A 19,828-nucleotide genomic window follows, 5' to 3' on the forward strand; every position below is an offset into this window, starting at 1 on the left:
GTAGATGCGAAAGAAAAGCATGGTATGCGATAGACAACCTTTCGAGGTCTCAAAAATTGTCTATGCAGGCGATGCTTACGTTTGATGCCATGAATGTAAAGAAAATGACAACTTGGACTTGGCAACCTGTTGAGTGTGAGCCAAACTAGTTGATTGGAGTGGAAGACGCTTGACTCCTGGGGGATTAGCAGGACAGGTGAGATCCCGCAGGAGCGTTAGCGACGAGGAAGCTCACCGCCTGCCCCCCGGAAAGCAAGTGCCTGGAGCGGAAATCAACGTATTTTAACCGGAATCCTATCCAAAAATGACAAAAGACATCGAGAGGGAGGCCTCTCGATGTCTTTTGTCGACAATTTGAAATAAAAAACCTCCAAATATAAGGAGGTTTTTTATTTGATGTATACTTTAGGCGTGGATAATTTTATTTCATTGGTTTTAAAACATTATAGCGATCCATCGTTTTTTGGTCGTCTGTTTTATCGAATTTATAATTGTAAATAGCTCCTTCCCAATCTCCATACATCGGGTTTGGCAGCTGAATATATTTTGTACCTAGTTCTCCAGCAATTTTATCCACATTTTCAAATCGTGTTTTAAGGTCAGCTTTGTAGAAAATATCAGAAAGGTCATTTGCATTATCCCCAATAAGCATCACAATTTCATTCGTCTTGGAGATTTCGGCTTGTCTAGGTCCTTTTTGCGAAGTTGTAGCTTTCAATAATAAATGTTTATCATCAACATTAGGAAGGCCATGAAGTTTTAAATTTTTCATTGTATCTTCCTTCTCTTCTACGGTTCGATTTGAAACATAGAAAATTTCTACGCCCATCTTATCAGCTGCAAGTAAGAAATCTTTTGCGCCTGGAATGAGGTCAGCTTTGGCCATTTTGACCCAATCCGCCCATCCTGCTGGATAAGCAGCATTATTCTTAATCGCCCAAGCTGTGTGGGGGGAATTGTCTAATACAGTTTCATCGAGATCAAGTACAACTGCAGGATGTAAACCCTTCTTTTTAGCTTGCTTATCCTTCTTTTTCTTATCAGCAATTATTTCAGCCAACTCTTCTTTTGCTTGATTGTAAATTTGGATTTGTAATGCTTTGTTTTCCGCAGACGTTTGGAACCAGTTGGTTGACGCAACAAGATGCTCTTGGGTACTTTTTGCTAATTCTGCTTTACCAATACTAATACCGGCCAATGATCCAATAGTTAGAGTCGTGGCAAAAGCAGTTGCTAAAATTGATTTTTTCATGATGCCCTCCTTAGTAAAAAAATATTGATGAAATTCTTCATGCATTTACATTTGTAGATTTGAACCTAAACATGATTAGGATAAGCTCCTGTTTTAAAAATATTCGTGGTTGATAAATCTCTTGTTGTTCGAAGCTGCTTGTAAAAAGGGAGGAGAAATGAAAAGGATGTGAAAAACGGGCAGAACTCCATACTTGAATGCCTTTCTTATGCTGAAAAAAGCTAGGAAGTTACTAAGTTATATTTTGAAAAAGAAGAGTTGAAGGCTTCTTAATTTATTGCAGTATTTAATCAAACAAAAAAAGGTACCCAAAATTTCAGGTACCTAATGAAAGAGTTATTTCACTTGCAATTCAAATCCATTAGCAAAGTATTCCAGCGTCTCTATTTCATCTTCAGTTAATGAACGTGCAACTTTTGATTCTAAAGCTTCTTTCATTTGTTTAAATTCTCCTTGGAATGATTCAGTCAATGTTGCTGACGTTCTTAATAAATGGGCTTCTGCATCATATTCTTCTTTAGAAATGGGTTTCCAATGAGATAAGATGTAGGTTTCCGCATCAAAGATCTCTAGTATGTCTAACAATAAAAGGACGTTTTTAATCGTATAGTTTCTCTTTTTCATATATATATTAGGATAAATGCTATCAGCTAAAAAAAGGATTTTTTCCTCTTTCACATAAACAACTATAGAATCTGTTGAGTGGTCGCCACCTACATGTTGCAAAATACAGGTTACTCCACCTAGATCAATTTCTATACGGTCACTAAATGTGATGGTAGGTAATGAGATTGAAATGTTACGATTATTCTCAAATTCCTCCTTAATCGCATTCGCACAAAATTCAATTTCTACTCCTTCTCTAACCCTCTCTTCTATAGCCTCATCAGTCCATGAATATTGGAGCATTTTCTCCATTTCTACTTTTGTATGTATAGATGAAATCGATGGGAATTGTAAAGCTGACATTCCAAATATATGATCCCAATGCCAATGAGTGATGGCAACTAAAGTTGGCTTAGGAAGGTTATGATTTGAAAGTTCATCTAAAAAGTAATTTGCATGAGCTTCTGAATTCCCAGCATCAATCATTAATGTTTGATTATCCCCTATTACAACCCCAAGAATGGGACGATCGGTTTCTGATACTGGTGTTTGATACCAAAATCTATCTGTAATTCTCTCTAAAGTTTGCAAAAAAACTTCCTCCTTAAAATAACCTGTATATGCCATTCGATAGAAAAGTTCAATTTTCCTTTACTAAGTGAACAATTTTAAAATTCTACGACTAATGGCGTACTCTCAATTCGGTCAACGTTCTGATTTAGTAATTCTAATCTTGAAATAAAATTAGGATAAGAACAATAAACAATTGAGGAGAATTAAAAAATGAAAAACGCTAAACTTTTTGAAACTCATGTGAAAACGAAGAACCTTGAGGAAGCAGTGGCATTTTATCAAAATCTAGATTTAGAATTAGCATACTTTCTCAAAGAACGTCGAGCTGCTTTCTTTTGGCTAGGGGATCCCGCAATAAAAGAACAGATGTTGGGAGTATGGGAGGTTCCTGAAGATAAATTTGTCCCTTCACATTTCGCTTTTTACGTGTCTTATGAAGAATTATTAAATGTTCCTGATTACTTAATGAAAAAGGGAATTGAATTAAGACCTGATTTTGGTCTGGACACTAGCGAGCCGATTGTTCATACTTGGATGCCTTCTGCTAGTTATTACTTTAAGGATATTGATGGGAATTCCTTAGAATATATTACCGCTCTAAATGGAGTGCCAAAACCTAAGTTAGGTGCCATTCATCTGAGTAAATGGAAAGAAGCAGTACAGAAAACTGATATAAATTAATAGACAAAAATGGCACTACCTCTCCTAGTGAGGTAGTGTTTTTAGTATTTTGTAATTACCGTAAACTTTCTTGTTTTTAGTGTAATTTAACTTTACTCTTATGAATAAAATAACCACAATAATTTGAGTATTGGTTAGGAGGTAAAAATGGAGATTTGGGATATTTATAATATGAATCGAGAAAAGACAGGTAAGACGATTGTGAGGGGAGAAAAGCTAGAGGAGGGAGAATATCATCTTGTCGTCCATATTTGGATTTTAAATAGTAAGGGGAATTTATTGATTCAAAAGCGAGCAGCTACTATGCAATTGCGTCCTAATATGTGGGCAATGACTGGAGGATCTGCAGTAGCAGGTGATGATAGCTATACCGCATGTACTCGAGAAATGTATGAAGAGATTGGTATTCAAGCAGATATGGAAAATGCAGAAGTGGCTTTTACTGTTACTAGAAAGGACAATATTTGTGATGTATGGTTGATAAAGCAGGATTTTGAAATTAATGATTGTACTATGCAGGTTGAAGAAGTTAGTGAATTGAGATGGGCTAGCATCCAGGAAATTAAAGATATGGTTAATCAGAAGATTTTTATTAACTATTTTTATCTGAATGATTTATTTAGATTTATTGAAAGTAAAGGGCATTAATATTTAACATAACCTATCATAAGAATCTTTAAAGCATTGGTTGTATTAAAGTTCATTGTTGATTTTTAGTAGTTTGTTGATTGGGGTGAAAGACGCTTAACTCCTGGGGATTAGCGTTATAGGCAAGACCCCTAAGGAGCGCAATCGACGAGGATGCTCGACTAACGGCCACCGAAAAAGCAAGCGTCTGGAACGGAAAAGAAAAGGCAAGATCAACAGAGCCAAGACATTAATAAATTGGTATAAAATACACGTTCTAATTTGACTAATATTCATTTAAAGTTTACTAATGAGAATATAAAGTTAGAGGTGAACTAATCTGTGGGTATAGAATATCGAATTGTTTGGTATGCAACAGTAGAAGACGGTAGTACACTTACAGGAAGAAGTTTACTTCAAGCAAAAACTGAAAAGGAAGCCATTCAAAAGCTTATTTCACAAAAAGCGCAAGAATATCGGATTAAGCCCCAGTGGGTTCAAGTAGAGTCGATCTCCCCGATAATCCATAATAAATCTTGATTTGTCCATACACACTTTAAAGGTGTGTATTTTTTTTGAAAGTCAGTGTGGTTATCAACAGGTTTATCCACATATCAAGTATTAATAAATAAGAAATTTGGAAGTTTATTAACAATTTGACTAGAAATTGTGGATAACTCATTAACTTAACTTGTGGATAAAAATTAGTTCATACGACTCAATTTATCTAAATTATTCACATAATTCACATAATTGTGGATAAAATCTGTTGATAACTTATATGAAAAAAGTCTAGTATGTGGATATGAATAACTGTATTCCTTTAAATGAAAGGTGAAATGAGACAAGCTTATGCTCCAATTAATCGGGAGGAATATTGTGAAGATATTGTGAAGTCCGTTGCAATAAGCATTTTATAAGAGTATGATGAAATTGTAGAAGATATAGAAAATTTATCCATAATTATCGTACTAGTACAGTTCACTCTATCTTCACTAACACAGATGGCAATCTTCAAAAATCATTAGAAATTTTTTTACTTGAAATTGTGAAAACAATCACAAACTTCATTAATCTATTTTTAACTTAGGAGATGAGTGTTATGAGTACAAACTGGAAGAATGGACCGTTGGCTACAACAATTTGGACTATATTAAGAGTTTGGCTAGGGATTGAATGGTTAAAAGCAGGATGGGGCAAAGTGACTGGGGAATTCGACTCAGGTGGATTTATGAAAGGTGCGATTGCTAAAGCAACTGGTGAACATCCGGCAGTACAAGGATGGTATGCAGCGTTTCTAGAAAATTTTGCTTTACCTAACGCGGAATTGTTTAGTTTCTTGGTTGCATGGGGTGAAGTTCTAGTCGGTATTGGACTAATCTTAGGAGCTGCTACGATTCCAGCATTACTTGCCGGTGCTTTCATGAATTTAAATTTCTTATTAGCTGGTACGACTAGTACGAATCCTATGCTATACACTGTTGCTATTATATTATTATTTGTAGGGGCAGGAGCTTATCGATTCGGATTAGATAGATGGATAGTGCCATATTTGAAAAATCATATCGGAAAAAATGAAATTAACTCAAAACGAGTGGCATGATGTACGAAAAAGAGGGTGGCTCATATTAATGAGTCACCCTCTAGTAGTTATTTACGTCTTTTAGCTCTTTCGTCTGCTGCTTTTGAACGGGCTTGTGCTTCTAAATCGTCTTGATCAGCTAATTCTGCTGAATACTCTACATCAATACCGTCACTTTTGAAGTTCTCTGCAGCATGTGTCTTAGATATTTTATTTTTTTCCACTGTACTCACCCCGGTAGAATATTTGGAAGAAGGCTTCCTCATATAGTTTCTACTGAGAGGGAAAGTGCTATGTATGGAAAGAGTAAATCTTATCGTATGGTCTTTTTAGTATATCCACCAGCACGATCTGCCATTTTAAATTCATGTTGATAAGTGACCTCTTGAGTACTTGTTAGCGTTCGTTTCATTTTTTCAGCTTTTTTCTTTTCCAAATTTATCACTCCTTCATCAGAACTACTATCCATTTTTTCCAGGAGGATAAAAAACATACTTAAAAGTTTTAATTAGATTAAAAGATCAGTTAATGCATCTTTTAATATTGGATATTTGTATTCGAAAGAATGGTTTATAAGCTTTTTTGGATATACCTTCTGTCCTTCTAAAACGAGAATGCTCATCTCACCAAGAATTGCCTTTAATAACAAACCAGGCGTAGGCAACCAATGAGGTCTATGAAGTACATTTCCTAATACTCGACCAAATTCATCCATCTTGACGGGGGTAGGAGCAGTTATATTCACAGGTCCATTGATATCTTTAGTGAGAATAATAAACTCGATAGCTCGAGCTACATCTTCTATATGAATCCAACTCATCCATTGATCCCCTTGCCCTATTGGACCACCGGCAAACAATCTATATGGAAGTACCATTTTCGGTAGGGCACCTTCTTCTTTTCCTAAAATGATTCCAAAACGCATGAAGGCAACGCGAACTCCATACGTTTCAGCTATTATTGCTTCCTCTTCCCATCGTTTTACGGTATTGGCAAGAAAATCGTCTCCTGAATGGAGATGTGATTCGGTAAATACCTCAGTTGTAGACGTTCCATACCACCCAATCGCGCTTGCGTTAATCAACACTTCGGGTTTCTTTTTAAGAGAGATAATGATGTTGTTAATTTCGGCAGTTGCTGTAATTCTACTATCGAGGATTCTTTTTTTCCTCTCTTCAGTCCATCTACCACTGTTAATCGACTCCCCAGCTAAGTTTATGAAAACATCTACCCCTTCAAGTTGTTCTGCAGGGAAGGAATCGGAACTTAGCCATTTCACAAATGTAACATTAGCTTCATTAGACTTTTTTTCCTGCCGCGTTAATATGATTACTTCATGGTTTTGAGAAATAAGATGCTCTGTTAACTTTTTACCAACAAATCCACTACCACCAGCTATGGCTACTTTCATTGGAAGTCATCCTCCTTGAATCCATATTATTTACCTAGTTCTATATCGTTAGGAAAGAACCCTTTTTTAAAATGTGCTACATTATATAGTGAGGTGAGACTATTGGCAATCATCACTAAGATAGCTGTCCAGAAAAAATTAAAAGATCGATACAATATATATATTGATAAAGGCAATGGAGAAGAATATGGCTTTAGTGTAAGTGAAGATACATTAATTCAACTTGGCTTAAAAAAGGGCATGGAAGTTGATGAATTTGAGTTAAGTGAGCTTGGATATCGAGAAAGTATTCAAAAAGCTTATTCCAAAGCTATACATTATTTATCTGTTCGAATGCGTTCTGAACAGGAAATTCGTCAGCATCTTCTTGAAAAGGAAGTTGAATCTCCTGTTATTCAAGAGGTCATCCATAAACTAGCAGGACAGGGTTATTTAAATGACCTTGAATTTGCATTAGCTTATGTTCGGACACAAATAAATACCACTAAAAAAGGACCTATTGTTATTAAAAATGAATTGCAGGAAAAAGGCATTAAAGGGGAAATGCTCGAACAAGCATTAGATCAATATTCACCAGACCTTCAATTACAGCATGCTATTGACCTTTTGGAAAAATTGAATAAAAAACCTAACAAGCAATCAATGGTTCAATATCGAATGAAGGTAGAGCAACAACTAACCGTGAAGGGCTATCAAAGAATAATTATCCAAAAGGCATTAGAAGAGAGTTTCCCTAAAGAAAATGAAGATCTTGAGTGGCAAAATCTTGTGTCTCAAGGTGAAAAATTAAAAAAGAAATATTCAAAGTACGAAGGGTACGACTATATGCAAAAAATGAAAGCTGCTTTGTATCGTAAAGGATTTTCTATAGATATCATACAAAAATACTTAAATGAGGATTGAAAATGACAGAGGAAAAATCCTTCTGTCATTTTTTGCTTTCAATGATGATTTCCTTTGTAGTTTTGTATTGATTTGATATCAATTCCGCAATTTCTTTTGGAGATCGTAGTCTCGTTTTATCTGCAATATGGTCTGATTCATCCCAAAATGGAGTATCCATTCCTCCCATGTATACATTGACTATCTTTACACTTGTGCCATCCAATTCTTGTTGTAAGCCCTCTGAAAATCCACGAACTGCAAATTTACTGGCGCAATAAACTGTTTCATTTACTTTTCCTCGCAATCCAGCAGTTGAGATAATTTGAATAATGGTGGATTGCTGCTTTTTTAATAGTGGAAGAAAGGTCTTTGTCATTAAGATAGTCCCTAATACATTTGTTTCTAACATTGCGATAATTTGCTTGTCATCTATTTCTTCGATTGGACCAAAAAAACCAATACCAGCATTATTTATCAATATTTCTAAATCATAATCCTTTTGAATGTGGTTCTTAAGAGAGACAATGTCATTTGATTTCCTAATATCAAGAATATGGATGGAAGACTTTCCACCAGATGCTGAAATTTCCGATTTGACATTTTCCAGTTTATCCTCGTTTCTGCCAGTTAGAATTATATGATATCCTTGTTTAGCAAACAGAAAGGCTACCTCTTTCCCAAGGCCAGATCCGCCACCTGTAATGAGTACTGCTTTCATATTCAACCTCCTCTAGATGTTAATCTGCCAAAAATTTTGTTATGCTATTAATCGTACACATAAAGTCGAGGTGCAGTAAAGAATGGAAAAAAGATATAGTCAAATGAGTTCATATGAATTACAACAAGAAATTGCTGCTCTTCACGAAAAAGCACGTAAGGCAGAGCAGATGGGGATGGTAAATGAATTTGCTGTTTTAGAGCGTAAAGCTATCATGGCAAAAGCATATTTACTCAATCCAGATAATTTTAAAAAAGGCGAAATTTATCCAATAGAAGGTGCCCCAGGTTCATATTTTAAGGTTGACTATTTAAACGGTGTATTTGCTTGGGGTTATAGACTTGGTGGAGATGGTTCTGAAGAAGCCCTTCCTATTTCAATGCTTCAAGTAAAAGAACAGAAATAGACTCGGGATTTACCCGAGTCCCTTCACGAGAAGTATATTATAGGCTATCTGATTCCCGTTGGCTGGAGGCTCTCATTCGTTCTTGTGGATGAGTATTGATGGTACCATTAGCGCGCTTTGAAGCATATTCTGCTTTCGCTCTTGGTTCACCCTCGAATTTATTTCCGTGCTGCTTAGGAATTTTGTCTGCCAAAATAATCTCCTCCTCAAACGAAATGATTGTTTACGCGGTAAGTCGCGTACTTTTATTATGGCTCAAAACACACAAGACTAATTAGTTCAAATAATGGCAAGGAAGGTGGATTTCATGAAAGAAATTTTTGAACCACTAGCACGGCTTCTAGCTGAAAAAAATAAGAATATTACAAATGAAAAAGCACTTACCTGGGTTGAATTGCTCTGGGAAGATTTTGAGTCAACCTATGCAAAAGCAGGTTATGAATATGGTGGCAAAGAACGTACTGAAAGGGTAGTAAGGCAATGGATAGAAAATTATGGTCCATACCTACATGAATTCGCAGGGAATAACCCTAAATATCAACATTTTCTAAATGAGGGTACAAAAAAGTGAAAAGGAAATGGGGTCATCCCACTTCCTTTTTTATTTATCCCGAATATGCCTGCAGTAAGCCCCCCACCTCTAAGTTTTAAGGAAACGAGTCACGAGTCATTTAGGTGGGAATCATTTTCGTAAAAGCCCTAATGGATCAACTAACCATCATGAAACCCCTATGATGGAAATTTCACTTTAAACATTAATGAGTTTTAGTTTTTTCTTCAATTTATCTTCGCTGAAAATCCATCCGGTATAAGAAGAAGTAATGTTTAAATCGGAATCAAGATGGACTACCGCTACAAATGGATAATATCCATTACTACGGTAACGCAAATCGATAAATCTCACTTCATAATGCTCTTCATTTTCCGCGATTTCCCATCTGTATACAGGAGAGAAAGATAGAAAAGCTGCAAGATTTTTATCATGCTTAGCAATGTCTAATACTTCGTTATCTGGAAGCGGCACTCGTTCGAATTTATCTAAGATGGTAATATAATGACCAGCTGCTCTAGCCACATAGAAAAAGTTTTCGGTTGTAACCGCAATCCTCCATTTATCGAACTTCATGGTAGGGGAAAGAATGATTTTTCTAGCATCGGGAATTTCTCTTAAGACGGCTTCTTTAACCAACCTTCGTTCTCTAAAGCGTATTAAATAATAGAAGAACATTGTAATATACACTCCAACAAAGGTATAACCTGGTGGTGCGCCGAATCCCCAAAGAATCAAACCTGCGACATGAATCCCAAAAATAAACGCATCAAACGTGTTAATAACCCCTAATGCGACCCATTTCGGGGAAATCGGACGTAATGCCTGTGTCCCATATGCATTGAAAATGTCGACAAATACATGGAGGAATACTGCAAGAAATGTCCAAATCCATAAATGTAGGATATTTGATTCCTGATGGAAAACAAAAAGAACTGCAGTAATGAAAATAGGCCAGAGTAACACAGCTGGGATGGAATGAGTTATTCCTCTATGATGTCGGATGTAAACCGCATTATTCCTTAATTTTAATACGGTATCGATATCTGGTGCTTGTGAGCCAATGATTGTTCCAAGCATTACAGCCTGTGCTGTTACTGGACTTTGAACAACAACAGGATCCAAGGTCGCCAATGCGCCTAGACCTATCCCCATAACTAAATGTGTCCCAGTATCCAACGCTCCACCTCCTTTCTTATAACATGATAAGAAGTATTTTGTTTTTAGTGTGCCCAAAAGAACTATAGCTTTGAATTCTTTATTTTGCTTTTCCATTTACACAGATTACAATGGAGGAAAACCATGAATAAACAAATTAAAATTTATGTGGAGTATACAATTGAAGAGTCTGCAATTCCACAATATCAAATGCTGATTAAGCAAATTGTTGAAGCTTTAGAACATTTTGAAGCACAATCCATTGAATGTTATAAAACAGAAAAACAAGATCAATTTATGGAAATTTTTACTGTTCCTACTGAATCTCATTTTCATGCAATAAAAAGAATCCACAAAAATAAAAATCATACAGTTTTCGGTAAATTACATCGGATTGTAAGTGGTGGCGCTGATCAAATTTCGTGCCGTGCACTTGTGCAAAGCAAACAATCATAATACTATATTCCCTAAAAGAAAGGTTAATTAACATCTTGGAGGCACAACATTGGAAAAAAATAAAATAGATGCTTTAAATGCAATAGATAAAACCTTATTTCAAAACGATTTATTGGATTGGTTTGAAAAGGAACACCGAGATTTACCTTGGAGAAAAGATCGAGATCCATATAAAGTATGGGTATCCGAAATCATGCTCCAACAAACCCGTGTTGATACTGTAATTCCGTATTTTGAAAGATTTCTGACGTGGTTCCCTACAATGGAGGATTTTTCTAAAGCGGAAGAAGATAAGATTTTAAAAGCATGGGAAGGACTTGGGTATTATTCAAGAGTGCGAAACCTACACGCAGCTGTAAAAGAAGTTCAAGAAAGTTACGGTGGGAAAGTTCCTGACACACTGGAAGAGATTTCAAAATTAAAAGGTGTGGGACCTTATACTGCTGGTGCTATATTGAGCATTGCTTATGGAAAGCCAGAACCAGCAGTCGACGGAAATGTAATGAGGGTGCTGTCAAGAATTCTATTAATTAAAGAAGACATTGCCAAGCCTAAAACGAGGAAGATCTTTGAATACGCTGTTCGAGAACTAATTGCTAAACATAATACCTCCCATTTTAATCAAGCATTAATGGAATTAGGAGCTTTGATTTGTACACCAGGTACGCCTTCTTGTCTATTATGTCCAGTTAGAGAGCATTGTACTGCTTTTAAAGAAGGTGTGCAGTCAGAGCTACCCGTTAAAAATCAGAAAAAATCATCTAAAACTGTTAATATGGTAGCGGCTATTTTAACCAATAAAGAAGGAAAGGTTCTTGTTAGAAAAAGACCTTCTACAGGATTATTGGCGAATCTGTGGGAGTTCCCAACTTTTTCGTACAGTACAAAAATAGTTTCCAATAGGGACTTTTTTAAGGATGAGTTCAGAAAAGTATATGAGGCTGAACTTGAACTGGGTGTACCCATTACTAAAATAGAACATGTTTTTTCTCATCTTGTATGGAAGGTCGACTTATATGTTGGGATTGTCGTGGACAAAATTAGTAGTGAAGTGTTAGATACCAATAGATTGAAATGGGTCGATCAAGAAGAAATAAAAGGATTAGCATTTCCGGTCCCGTTCCAAAAAATGTACGCTGCATACTTGGAAAATAAGTAAGGATGACCGAATGAAATGGGTCATCCTTTTGACATATTATCATTTAGTCGTAGCTTATTTCTGTACCATGAGTATAATCTGCTTCATTTCTCTTCAATCCGCCACGATTTTCAATTTCTTCAATGATTTCTTGGTGGATGGACTGTCCTTCTGAATTCAAATAAGGTACCATTTGTTGAAGAGAGTGGTGGAAGAAAGCTAATTCGCTATCTTTCCATTTATTCTTTGGCGTCATGGAAAGCTCAGTCATGTCTCTACCTACATACATACTAAAACCTCCTTATGGAATGGGTACCATCAAAGTGACCAGCTTACTTATCCCACATGAGCGGACAATAAGTTCCCTACTTCAGAAGTTTCAAGAACAGGGGGATCCTTTCCGTAAAAGCCCGATTGTTGAGATGCAGTGAAACTTACCTCCTAGGGATTTCGGGAGGTATAGTTGAATCAATCGTGTTTGTACTGGCGATTGTTCAAAGCGTTATCAGAGATATTACGACAGTAGAACGGGACTAACCATCAGTTAAAGAGAAAAAACTCCACTGATAGAAGTCTCACTTTATTATTTTTCTTTTAGAATCAAAACCTTATTCATACAGAGAAAGGAAGTAAAGAATATGAGTCAAAAAGTAGCTTTAGTAACAGGAAGCAGTAGAGGAATAGGACGAGCAACGGCAATACGCTTAGCAAAAGAAGGATACGATCTAGTAATTAACTATGCAAGGAGCAGATCAGCGGCTGCTGAGGTTGCTGCTGAAATAGAAGCTTTAGGCCGAAAAGTATTACTTGTCAAAGCCAATGTAGGAGATGTAAGTAAAATAAAATCAATGTTCGAACAAATAAAGGAACACTATGGTCGTTTAGATGTTTTTGTTAGCAATGCTGCGTCCGGTGTTCTACGTCCCGCTATGGAGCTTGAGGAATCTCATTGGGAGTGGACGATGGGAATCAATAGCAAAGCTTTCTTATTTTGTGCTCAAGAAGCTGCAAAGTTAATGGAAGTTTCTGGTGGAGGCAAAATGGTAAGTATTAGTTCCCTTGGTTCAATTCGTTACCTAGAAAATTACACAACAGTAGGAGTGTCAAAAGCAGCTTTGGAGTCCTTGACTCGTTATCTGGCAGTGGAACTGGCACCTAAAAACATCACAGTCAATGCAGTTTCTGGTGGAGCTATTGATACCGATGCATTAAAGCATTTTCCAAATAGAGAAGAATTACTGGCGAGTGCTGCAAGTCAAACTCCTGCAGGAAGAATGGTTGAAATCGAAGATATGGTAAATACCATCATGTTCTTAATTTCAGAGCAGTCAAGTATGATCCGGGGACAAACGATTATCGTTGATGGTGGAATCTCTTTGCTAGTATAAAGTTAGTTCTCTGGTAAAAATTTCTTAAAAACTTATCGGATAGTAAAAACACCTCCTGGTTAAATTAATATTCGTGGAGGTGATTACAATGGCAAACAACAACTACAACAAAACACCACAAGCTGGTACAAACGTTCAAAAAGTGAAGCAACAAAATGCTGCTTCAGCTCAAGGTCAATATGGCACTGAGTTCGCAAGTGAAACAGACGTACAAGCAGTGAAACAAGCTAACCAACAGGCAGAGGCTCGTAAAGCACAAGCTTCTGGACAATACGGTGCTCAAAACAACCAACAACAATAATATCTTAAAGTAAAAGGCGCCCATTTCGCGAATAGGGCGTCTTTTACTTTTCATAGGATTCGACAAAACTTCTATTAAGTCTACATTATTAGTCAAAGGATAAAGAAATGGAAACGCGAATTTGAATAGTATAATGAACATAATCGGAGGAGGCATTTCTATGAACGAATTCAATCTGCTTGTTGGAGAACAATTAAAAACGATGGACAAGCTCTTATTTATACAATCCGAAATTGAACGTTGCCAAGAAGTAGAGAGTCAATTAAATGCATTGAAAGAACAAAGCGAATTGCTTTCTGTCCAAGAAGAAATATCTAAAATGAAAGATGAACTATTGGATATCCAACGATTATTCGAGAAACAGACTGAAGAAGTAATTCGTTCGTATCAGTCGCAACTTCCTGCTACCGTATAATGTACATAGTTAGACTATATATTCTTTATGTTTCATCCGGAAACACGTTGTTGAAATGAAAGTAAAATAAACGATTTTTTAAGGCGCTCTCATGAGGGTCTTTTTTTTATACTTTGGGTGTGTTAAAATCCTTGATTTTTAGCTAATTGTTGATTGAAGTGGAAGATGCTTGACTCCTTGGGGATTAGCGTTACAGGCGAACGCCCCCGGAAAGCAAGAGACTGAAACGAAAATCAACAGAAAAATTTAAAAGAGCCTTACTTAAAAAAATTACATATTGGTAGAAAAGAAATAAGTCTAAGTAGTGGACAATTTTAGGAATGAAATATTAGTGCAACATGGCCATTTCTAGCCTAAGGCTAGGTGTTATCCACGTTTTCTAATGACTCTTTTTACACGGATTGTTATTAATAGCGCTAGAATTTCTGAGAAAGCTATGATTTTCCATCTCTTTTGTTTTAAATTTTCTTTTTAATCGCTATAATAAGGTAATATACAAACAAAAGCTAATAAAAAAATGGTGAACTTGACAGGTGTGGTATTAAATAACCTCATCTGTACTTTGAACAGTGTATAGCTTCTACACCTAGCCCAGATGCATAGGATATATTTTTACCAACGTTCTTATAGAACATAAACTTGGTCGGTCCAATGTATAAGCAACCCGCTATGTAGTCAGTAGTCTACTTGGTAGTCATCTTATGTCTGTCAGGTCTATGAATAGGAGGATACGCTTTTCGTTGAAAGTAGGGGAGAAGAATGGGTATTCCCATCGAAGGAGAAAGAATACAAATCCATAGTTATAAGCATAATGGTCATATCCATCGAATCTGGGAAGAAACCACCGTATTAAAAGGAACCCAAAACCTTGTAATTGCAGCCAATGATCGAACGATGGTAACCGAGTCCGATGGAAGAACTTGGATTACAAGAGAACCTGCCATTTGTTATTTTCATTCACAGTATTGGTTTAATATTATCGGTATGTTACGTGAGGATGGAGTCTATTATTACTGTAATATTAGTTCTCCATTTGTGTATGATGGTGAGGCGTTAAAGTATATTGATTACGACCTCGATATCAAGGTATATCCAGATATGACTTTTACCTTATTGGATGAAGATGAATATGAAAGGCATCGGAAAGAGATGAATTATCCAGAAGTCATTGATAAAATACTTCAAAAAAATGTGGACAAGTTGATTTTCTGGATTCGACAACGTAAAGGACCCTTTTCTGCGGAGTTTATTGATTCTTGGTATGAACGATACTTAACGTATCGAAGATGAAATTGAAATGAAGGCCTGTTGTTTTCACAACAGGTTTTTGTATGAGTAAAACACATAATTTATTCTGAATGTAGATTCGAGGCGAAATAGTGAGTAGTATTAAACGTTATATGACATTCGTCAAACCTTATAAATGGCAGATCATAGGCACCGTTATCATTGGTGTTATCAAGTTTGCCATTCCACTCCTAATTCCGTTATTAATAAAATATGTAATTGATGATGTAGTGGGCAATGATAATTTAACCTCCGGTGATAAAAAAGAAAAACTAGTGCAGGTCATGGCAATTATGTTAGTAGTGTTTGTCATTTTACGACCACCAATAGAATATTATCGTCAGTATTATGCTCAATGGACGGGCAGTAAAATTCTTTATGATATTCGTGATCAGCTATTTTCTCATATTCAAAAGCTTAGTTTCCGGTACTATGCCAATACTAGAGCAGGTGAAGTGATTTCTAGAGTTATTAATGATGTAGAACAAACAAAAAACTTTGTGATTTCTGGATTGATGAACCTCTGGCTTGATATAGCGACGATAATTATTGCAATTGTTGTCATGGCAACAATGAATGTAAAGCTTACCATCGTTTCGTTAATTCTTTTCCCATTTTATGCTTTTTCTGTCCGCTATTTTTTCGGGAAGCTTCGAACGTTAACTAGAGGAAGATCCCAAGCATTAGCGGAAGTTCAAAGCTATTTACACGAAAGAGTACAGGGCATGCCTGTTATTAAGAGCTTTGCCATTGAACATCATGAGCAGCAGCGTTTCGATCAGCAAAATAAAAATTTTCTTACTAAAGCATTGGAACATACACGTTGGAATGCGAAATCATTTGCAGTCGTGAACACCATTACAGATATTGCCCCTTTGCTTGTAATCGGGTATTCAGCATTCTTGGTGATTGAAGGGAACATGACAGTCGGAACAATGATTGCTTTCATCGCATATATAGATCGACTTTATAATCCGTTACGGAGATTGGTTAATTCTTCGACTACGATGACACAATCAATTGCTTCTATGGACCGAGTGTTTGAATTTATTGATGAAAAGTATGATATTGAAGATAAACCAAATGCGAAGGAATGCAAAGAAGTCAAAGGAGATATCACTTTTGATCATATTAGCTTTTCCTACAATGAAGGAGAAGAGAAAGTACTAAAAAATCTCTATCTCGATGTAAAACAAGGGGAAACCATTGCTTTAGTCGGTATGAGTGGGGGAGGTAAATCCTCGCTTGTCAGTTTGATTCCTCGATTTTATGATGTGACCAGCGGGAAAATCCTGTTGGATGGGACGGATATCCGCGATTTCAAGGTTCGCTCACTTCGAGACAAAATTGGCATGGTCCTACAAGATAATATTTTGTTCAGTGATTCTGTTAAAGAAAATATTCTGCTAGGAAAACCAGAAGCAAGTATGGAAGAAGTACGTGCTGCCGCAGAAGCAGCAAATGCACACGATTTTATCATGAATTTGCCAGATGGATATGATACAAAAGTTGGGGAGAGGGGAGTTAAACTCTCAGGCGGTCAAAAGCAACGTGTTGCAATCGCAAGAGTGTTTTTAAAGAATCCTCCAATCCTTGTTTTGGACGAAGCAACGTCTGCTTTGGATTTAGAAAGTGAACATCTTATTCAAGAAGCACTGGAAAAATTAGCGAAGGAGCGAACGACCTTTATTGTTGCCCATCGACTATCAACAATCACACATGCAGACCGCATCGTTCATATAGAAAATGGAGAAATTACCGAAATTGGTTCACATGAAGAATTGATGAAAAAACAAGGCCACTATTATAGGTTATTTCAAGTACAACAACTAGAAAGTTAATGAAAAAAGGGTTCGAGACGGATAATGTCTTGAACCCTTTTGAATTTTAATCAACCTATTAGAGTTCATTCTTTAATAAAACGTTTTATCACAATTCTAATTAATAGACCTAAAAGGGATAAAGTAGGTAAAAAAGCCTAATTCTTTCGAGGCTTTAGATTTATGAAAACATTATGAAAATAATATTAATTCACGTAACTAAAGCATTATGAGCAAATTATCATAATCAAAAAATAAAAATCCATTCATATACTTATTATGTTAGAAAAGAAAAATGGTAAAGAAAACCTTTAAAACACTAATTATTCTAAGAATCTTCGTTATCTTTAAATAATTCAGAAAAATAAGTAGACTTCTTTCATAGTTTTTTATAGAATAATGAAAAGATATTATTCAAGTTCTTTAATCTCGTATCATACAATATAAAACTATTAAAAAATAGTAATGACAACGTGTACAAGTTAAAGGTGATAGATAACAAATAAATTTATCATCAAATAGTCATACATAGATACAGAATGAAAGGAGTAAAGAGATTGAGTCAAACTCCGGTATTAGATGTTAAAGAATTAAAAACTACTTTTATCTCATCAGATGGAGATATTCCAGCGGTTGACGAAGTTAGTTTTTCCGTAAATAAAGGAGAAATTCTTGGAATCGTTGGGGAGTCAGGGTGTGGAAAGAGTGTCACTTCACTATCCATCATGAAATTGATTCCGCAGCCACCTGGAAAAATTGCAGGTGGAGAGATTTTACTCAATGGGGAAAATCTTGTAGATGCATCGGAAAAGAGAATGAGGCAAATTCGCGGGAATGAAGTCGCTATGATTTTCCAAGAGCCAATGACTTCATTAAATCCACTCTTTACAATCGGTGATCAATTGACCGAAGCGATTCTCATACATAAAAAAATGTCAAAAAAAGAAGTATTCCAACAAGCGGTTGAAATGCTAAAGCTCGTGGGTCTTCCAAGAGCAGAAGCAATCATGAAGGAATATCCCCACCAATTGTCCGGTGGAATGAGGCAACGTGTCATGATTGCTATGGCATTATCTTGCCATCCGAAACTGTTAATTGCAGACGAGCCAACAACAGCTTTGGACGTAACCATTCAAGCGCAAATCCTTTCTTTAATGAAGGAACTGAATGAAAAACTTGATACCGCTATTATTATGATTACTCATGACCTGGGGGTAGTAGCAGAACTATGTCAACGAGTAATCGTCATGTATGCAGGTAAAGTGGTAGAAGAAGCAACTGTTGAAACTCTATTTAAAGATCCTAAACATCCATACACTGTTGGCCTACTTCGTTCAGTACCTGACATCCGTGACAAGAAAGAAAGACTCTATTCCATACCAGGAAATGTTCCAAAGCCAGGTTCCATTCAAACAGGTTGTAGATTCGCTGCCCGTTGTGAACATGTGCATGAACGTTGCTTAAGTGAAAGTCCTGATCTTTACCAAAGTGGTGAAGAAGGACATTCTGTCCGTTGCTTCTTGCATCAAAAGAAGGAGGCGGTCGTATGACAGAAGTATTGTTGAAGGTAGATAATCTAAAAAAATACTTCCCAATTAACGCTGGTGTATTAGGAAAAAAAGTCGGTGATGTAAAAGCAGTTGATGATGTCAGTTTCTTCGTCAAAAAAGGAGAGACTCTTGGTTTAGTGGGAGAATCGGGGTGCGGTAAATCCACAACAGGCCGGATGTTAATGAGATTGATAGAACCAACTGAAGGACAGGTTGAATTTGAAGGAAAAGTCTTAACTTCTCTTTCTAGTGGGGAAATGAGAAAAGTACGTAAGGATGTTCAAATGGTTTTCCAAGATCCTTATGCATCACTCAATCCAAGACATACCGTTGAGAAAATTTTAGAAGAGCCATTGATTGTTCATGGAATTGGTAATGCGCAAGAAAGAAAGAAAATGGTCAGAGAGATGTTAGAGACTGTAGGTCTTAGTAGCTATCATGCGAAACGATATCCTCATCAGTTCAGTGGAGGCCAACGTCAAAGGATTGGGATAGCGCGTGCGCTTATGACCAAGCCGAAATTAATTATTGCTGATGAACCAGTTTCTGCACTTGATGTATCCATCCAATCTCAGGTTCTTAATCTATTGGAAGATTTGCAGAAGGAATTTGGGCTAACCTATTTATTTATCGCACATGATTTAGGGGTAGTCAGGCATATAAGTGATAGAGTAGGGGTCATGTACTTAGGGCGACTAGTAGAAATCACAGATGCAGAAAAGCTTTATGAAAAACCACTACATCCATATACAGAAGCACTTCTAGCAGCTGTTCCTATTCCAGACCCAACCATTAAGAAGGAAAGACAGCTGTTAACAGGTGATATACCAAGTCCGGCCAATCCGCCACTTGGATGCGCGTTCCACACGCGTTGTAAGTCTTGTATGGAAATTTGTAAAACAACAAGACCAGAGCTTAAAGAAGTTGAACCAGGTCATTATGCTGCTTGCCATTTGTATACATAATCCTCACCTAGAACAGGGTAAGCCAGTATTGACAATATAGTTGGCAATAATTTGCCGAA

General features: G+C 36.4%; 25 protein-coding genes. 16 read left to right on the forward strand and 9 right to left on the reverse strand.

Annotation, left to right across the window (positions count from 1 at the left end; genetic code table 11):
* Nucleotides 1-421: 421 nt before the first annotated feature.
* Both DBX25_RS09395 and DBX25_RS09400 read right to left on the reverse strand, forming a co-directional pair.
* Nucleotides 422-1,252 (reverse strand): 5'-nucleotidase, lipoprotein e(P4) family, encoded by an 831-nt coding sequence (locus tag DBX25_RS09395; protein WP_157950929.1) that lies wholly within the window; start codon nt 1,250-1,252, stop codon nt 422-424.
* A 336-nt stretch (nt 1,253-1,588) separates the two neighbouring features.
* Entirely contained in the window at nt 1,589-2,449 is an 861-nt protein-coding gene (locus tag DBX25_RS09400) for an MBL fold metallo-hydrolase (protein ID WP_108670524.1), read from the reverse strand.
* 192 nt (nt 2,450-2,641) lie between these two features.
* On the opposite strand from DBX25_RS09400, the gene DBX25_RS09405 reads away from it, so the two are divergent.
* The 4 genes from DBX25_RS09405 (at nt 2,642) to DBX25_RS09420 (ending at nt 5,342) form a co-directional block, all read left to right on the forward strand.
* Complete coding sequence (locus tag DBX25_RS09405) at nt 2,642-3,112, forward strand: VOC family protein (RefSeq protein ID WP_108670525.1); 471 nt, start codon at nt 2,642-2,644, stop codon at nt 3,110-3,112.
* A 147-nt stretch (nt 3,113-3,259) separates the two neighbouring features.
* Nucleotides 3,260-3,760, forward strand: a complete 501-nt coding sequence (locus DBX25_RS09410) for an NUDIX hydrolase (RefSeq protein ID WP_108670526.1) — start codon at nt 3,260-3,262, stop codon at nt 3,758-3,760.
* A gap of 321 nt (nt 3,761-4,081) precedes the next feature.
* Entirely contained in the window at nt 4,082-4,279 is a 198-nt protein-coding gene (locus tag DBX25_RS09415) for a hypothetical protein (RefSeq protein WP_108670527.1), read from the forward strand.
* Nucleotides 4,280-4,841: 562 nt separating this feature from the next.
* Entirely contained in the window at nt 4,842-5,342 is a 501-nt protein-coding gene (locus tag DBX25_RS09420) for a DoxX family protein (protein WP_108670528.1), read from the forward strand.
* Between the two features lie 47 nt (nt 5,343-5,389).
* On the opposite strand, the gene DBX25_RS09425 is transcribed toward DBX25_RS09420, so the two are convergent.
* From DBX25_RS09425 to DBX25_RS09435, 3 genes are all read right to left on the reverse strand, one after another.
* Nucleotides 5,390-5,587, reverse strand: coding sequence for a YfhD family protein (locus DBX25_RS09425; RefSeq protein WP_108670529.1), 198 nt, complete (start codon nt 5,585-5,587; stop codon nt 5,390-5,392).
* Between the two features lie 47 nt (nt 5,588-5,634).
* Entirely contained in the window at nt 5,635-5,766 is a 132-nt protein-coding gene (locus DBX25_RS21290; RefSeq protein ID WP_420812936.1) for a YfhE family protein, read from the reverse strand.
* Between the two features lie 63 nt (nt 5,767-5,829).
* Nucleotides 5,830-6,732, reverse strand: a complete 903-nt coding sequence (locus tag DBX25_RS09435) for a TIGR01777 family oxidoreductase (RefSeq protein WP_108670531.1) — start codon at nt 6,730-6,732, stop codon at nt 5,830-5,832.
* A gap of 93 nt (nt 6,733-6,825) precedes the next feature.
* Here DBX25_RS09435 and recX point away from each other — a divergent pair, with 93 nt between their 5' ends.
* Nucleotides 6,826-7,635: a recombination regulator RecX gene (gene recX / locus DBX25_RS09440; protein ID WP_338066677.1), complete on the forward strand. Its 810-nt coding sequence runs from the start codon at nt 6,826-6,828 to the stop codon at nt 7,633-7,635.
* Nucleotides 7,636-7,660: 25 nt separating this feature from the next.
* Here the strand turns inward: recX and DBX25_RS09445 are convergent, their stop codons facing one another.
* Nucleotides 7,661-8,335, reverse strand: coding sequence for an SDR family NAD(P)-dependent oxidoreductase (locus DBX25_RS09445; RefSeq protein WP_108670533.1), 675 nt, complete (start codon nt 8,333-8,335; stop codon nt 7,661-7,663).
* A gap of 82 nt (nt 8,336-8,417) precedes the next feature.
* Between DBX25_RS09445 and DBX25_RS09450 the strand changes: the two genes are divergently transcribed.
* Nucleotides 8,418-8,741 (forward strand): YfhH family protein, encoded by a 324-nt coding sequence (locus DBX25_RS09450; RefSeq protein ID WP_108670534.1) that lies wholly within the window; start codon nt 8,418-8,420, stop codon nt 8,739-8,741.
* Between the two features lie 37 nt (nt 8,742-8,778).
* On the opposite strand, the gene DBX25_RS09455 is transcribed toward DBX25_RS09450, so the two are convergent.
* Nucleotides 8,779-8,934 (reverse strand): small, acid-soluble spore protein K, encoded by a 156-nt coding sequence (locus DBX25_RS09455; RefSeq protein ID WP_275898301.1) that lies wholly within the window; start codon nt 8,932-8,934, stop codon nt 8,779-8,781.
* 114 nt (nt 8,935-9,048) lie between these two features.
* Here DBX25_RS09455 and DBX25_RS09460 point away from each other — a divergent pair, with 114 nt between their 5' ends.
* Complete coding sequence (locus DBX25_RS09460) at nt 9,049-9,312, forward strand: YfhJ family protein (protein WP_108670536.1); 264 nt, start codon at nt 9,049-9,051, stop codon at nt 9,310-9,312.
* A gap of 177 nt (nt 9,313-9,489) precedes the next feature.
* Here the strand turns inward: DBX25_RS09460 and DBX25_RS09465 are convergent, their stop codons facing one another.
* The gene (locus DBX25_RS09465) at nt 9,490-10,470 is read right to left on the reverse strand and encodes a metal-dependent hydrolase (RefSeq protein WP_108670537.1); all 981 of its coding nucleotides are present in this window, start codon (nt 10,468-10,470) and stop codon (nt 9,490-9,492) included.
* Nucleotides 10,471-10,593: 123 nt separating this feature from the next.
* On the opposite strand from DBX25_RS09465, the gene DBX25_RS09470 reads away from it, so the two are divergent.
* Both DBX25_RS09470 and mutY read left to right on the forward strand, forming a co-directional pair.
* Entirely contained in the window at nt 10,594-10,905 is a 312-nt protein-coding gene (locus tag DBX25_RS09470; protein WP_108670538.1) for a hypothetical protein, read from the forward strand.
* Nucleotides 10,906-10,954: 49 nt separating this feature from the next.
* Nucleotides 10,955-12,064 (forward strand): A/G-specific adenine glycosylase, encoded by a 1,110-nt coding sequence (gene mutY / locus DBX25_RS09475; protein WP_108670539.1) that lies wholly within the window; start codon nt 10,955-10,957, stop codon nt 12,062-12,064.
* A 43-nt stretch (nt 12,065-12,107) separates the two neighbouring features.
* On the opposite strand, the gene DBX25_RS09480 is transcribed toward mutY, so the two are convergent.
* Nucleotides 12,108-12,332, reverse strand: coding sequence for a hypothetical protein (locus tag DBX25_RS09480; RefSeq protein WP_108670540.1), 225 nt, complete (start codon nt 12,330-12,332; stop codon nt 12,108-12,110).
* A 349-nt stretch (nt 12,333-12,681) separates the two neighbouring features.
* Between DBX25_RS09480 and fabL the strand changes: the two genes are divergently transcribed.
* From fabL to DBX25_RS09515, 7 genes are all read left to right on the forward strand, one after another.
* A complete protein-coding gene (fabL, locus tag DBX25_RS09485) occupies nt 12,682-13,431 on the forward strand; it encodes an enoyl-[acyl-carrier-protein] reductase FabL (RefSeq protein WP_108670541.1) in 750 nt (249 codons plus the stop codon).
* Between the two features lie 88 nt (nt 13,432-13,519).
* A complete protein-coding gene (locus tag DBX25_RS09490) occupies nt 13,520-13,732 on the forward strand; it encodes a gamma-type small acid-soluble spore protein (protein ID WP_108670542.1) in 213 nt (70 codons plus the stop codon).
* Nucleotides 13,733-13,892: 160 nt separating this feature from the next.
* Nucleotides 13,893-14,147 carry a YgaB family protein gene (locus DBX25_RS09495; RefSeq protein WP_108670543.1) on the forward strand — a complete coding sequence of 85 codons (255 nt, stop codon included), beginning with the start codon at nt 13,893-13,895 and terminating at the stop codon, nt 14,145-14,147.
* 759 nt (nt 14,148-14,906) lie between these two features.
* Entirely contained in the window at nt 14,907-15,437 is a 531-nt protein-coding gene (ntdP, locus tag DBX25_RS09500; protein WP_108670544.1) for a nucleoside tri-diphosphate phosphatase, read from the forward strand.
* A gap of 89 nt (nt 15,438-15,526) precedes the next feature.
* Nucleotides 15,527-17,275: an ABC transporter ATP-binding protein gene (locus DBX25_RS09505; protein WP_108670545.1), complete on the forward strand. Its 1,749-nt coding sequence runs from the start codon at nt 15,527-15,529 to the stop codon at nt 17,273-17,275.
* A gap of 536 nt (nt 17,276-17,811) precedes the next feature.
* On the forward strand, nt 17,812-18,804 hold the full coding sequence (locus tag DBX25_RS09510) for an ABC transporter ATP-binding protein (protein WP_108670546.1): 993 nt from the start codon (nt 17,812-17,814) through the stop codon (nt 18,802-18,804).
* Nucleotides 18,801-19,769 carry an ABC transporter ATP-binding protein gene (locus DBX25_RS09515; RefSeq protein WP_108670547.1) on the forward strand — a complete coding sequence of 323 codons (969 nt, stop codon included), beginning with the start codon at nt 18,801-18,803 and terminating at the stop codon, nt 19,767-19,769. The genes DBX25_RS09510 and DBX25_RS09515 overlap by 4 nt, the downstream gene beginning before the upstream one ends.
* Nucleotides 19,770-19,828: the final 59 nt, after the last annotated feature.

It is taken from the genome of Peribacillus acanthi, from assembly GCF_003073175.1.
Taxonomy (GTDB): Bacteria; Bacillota; Bacilli; order Bacillales; family DSM-1321; genus Bacillus_BN; species Bacillus_BN acanthi.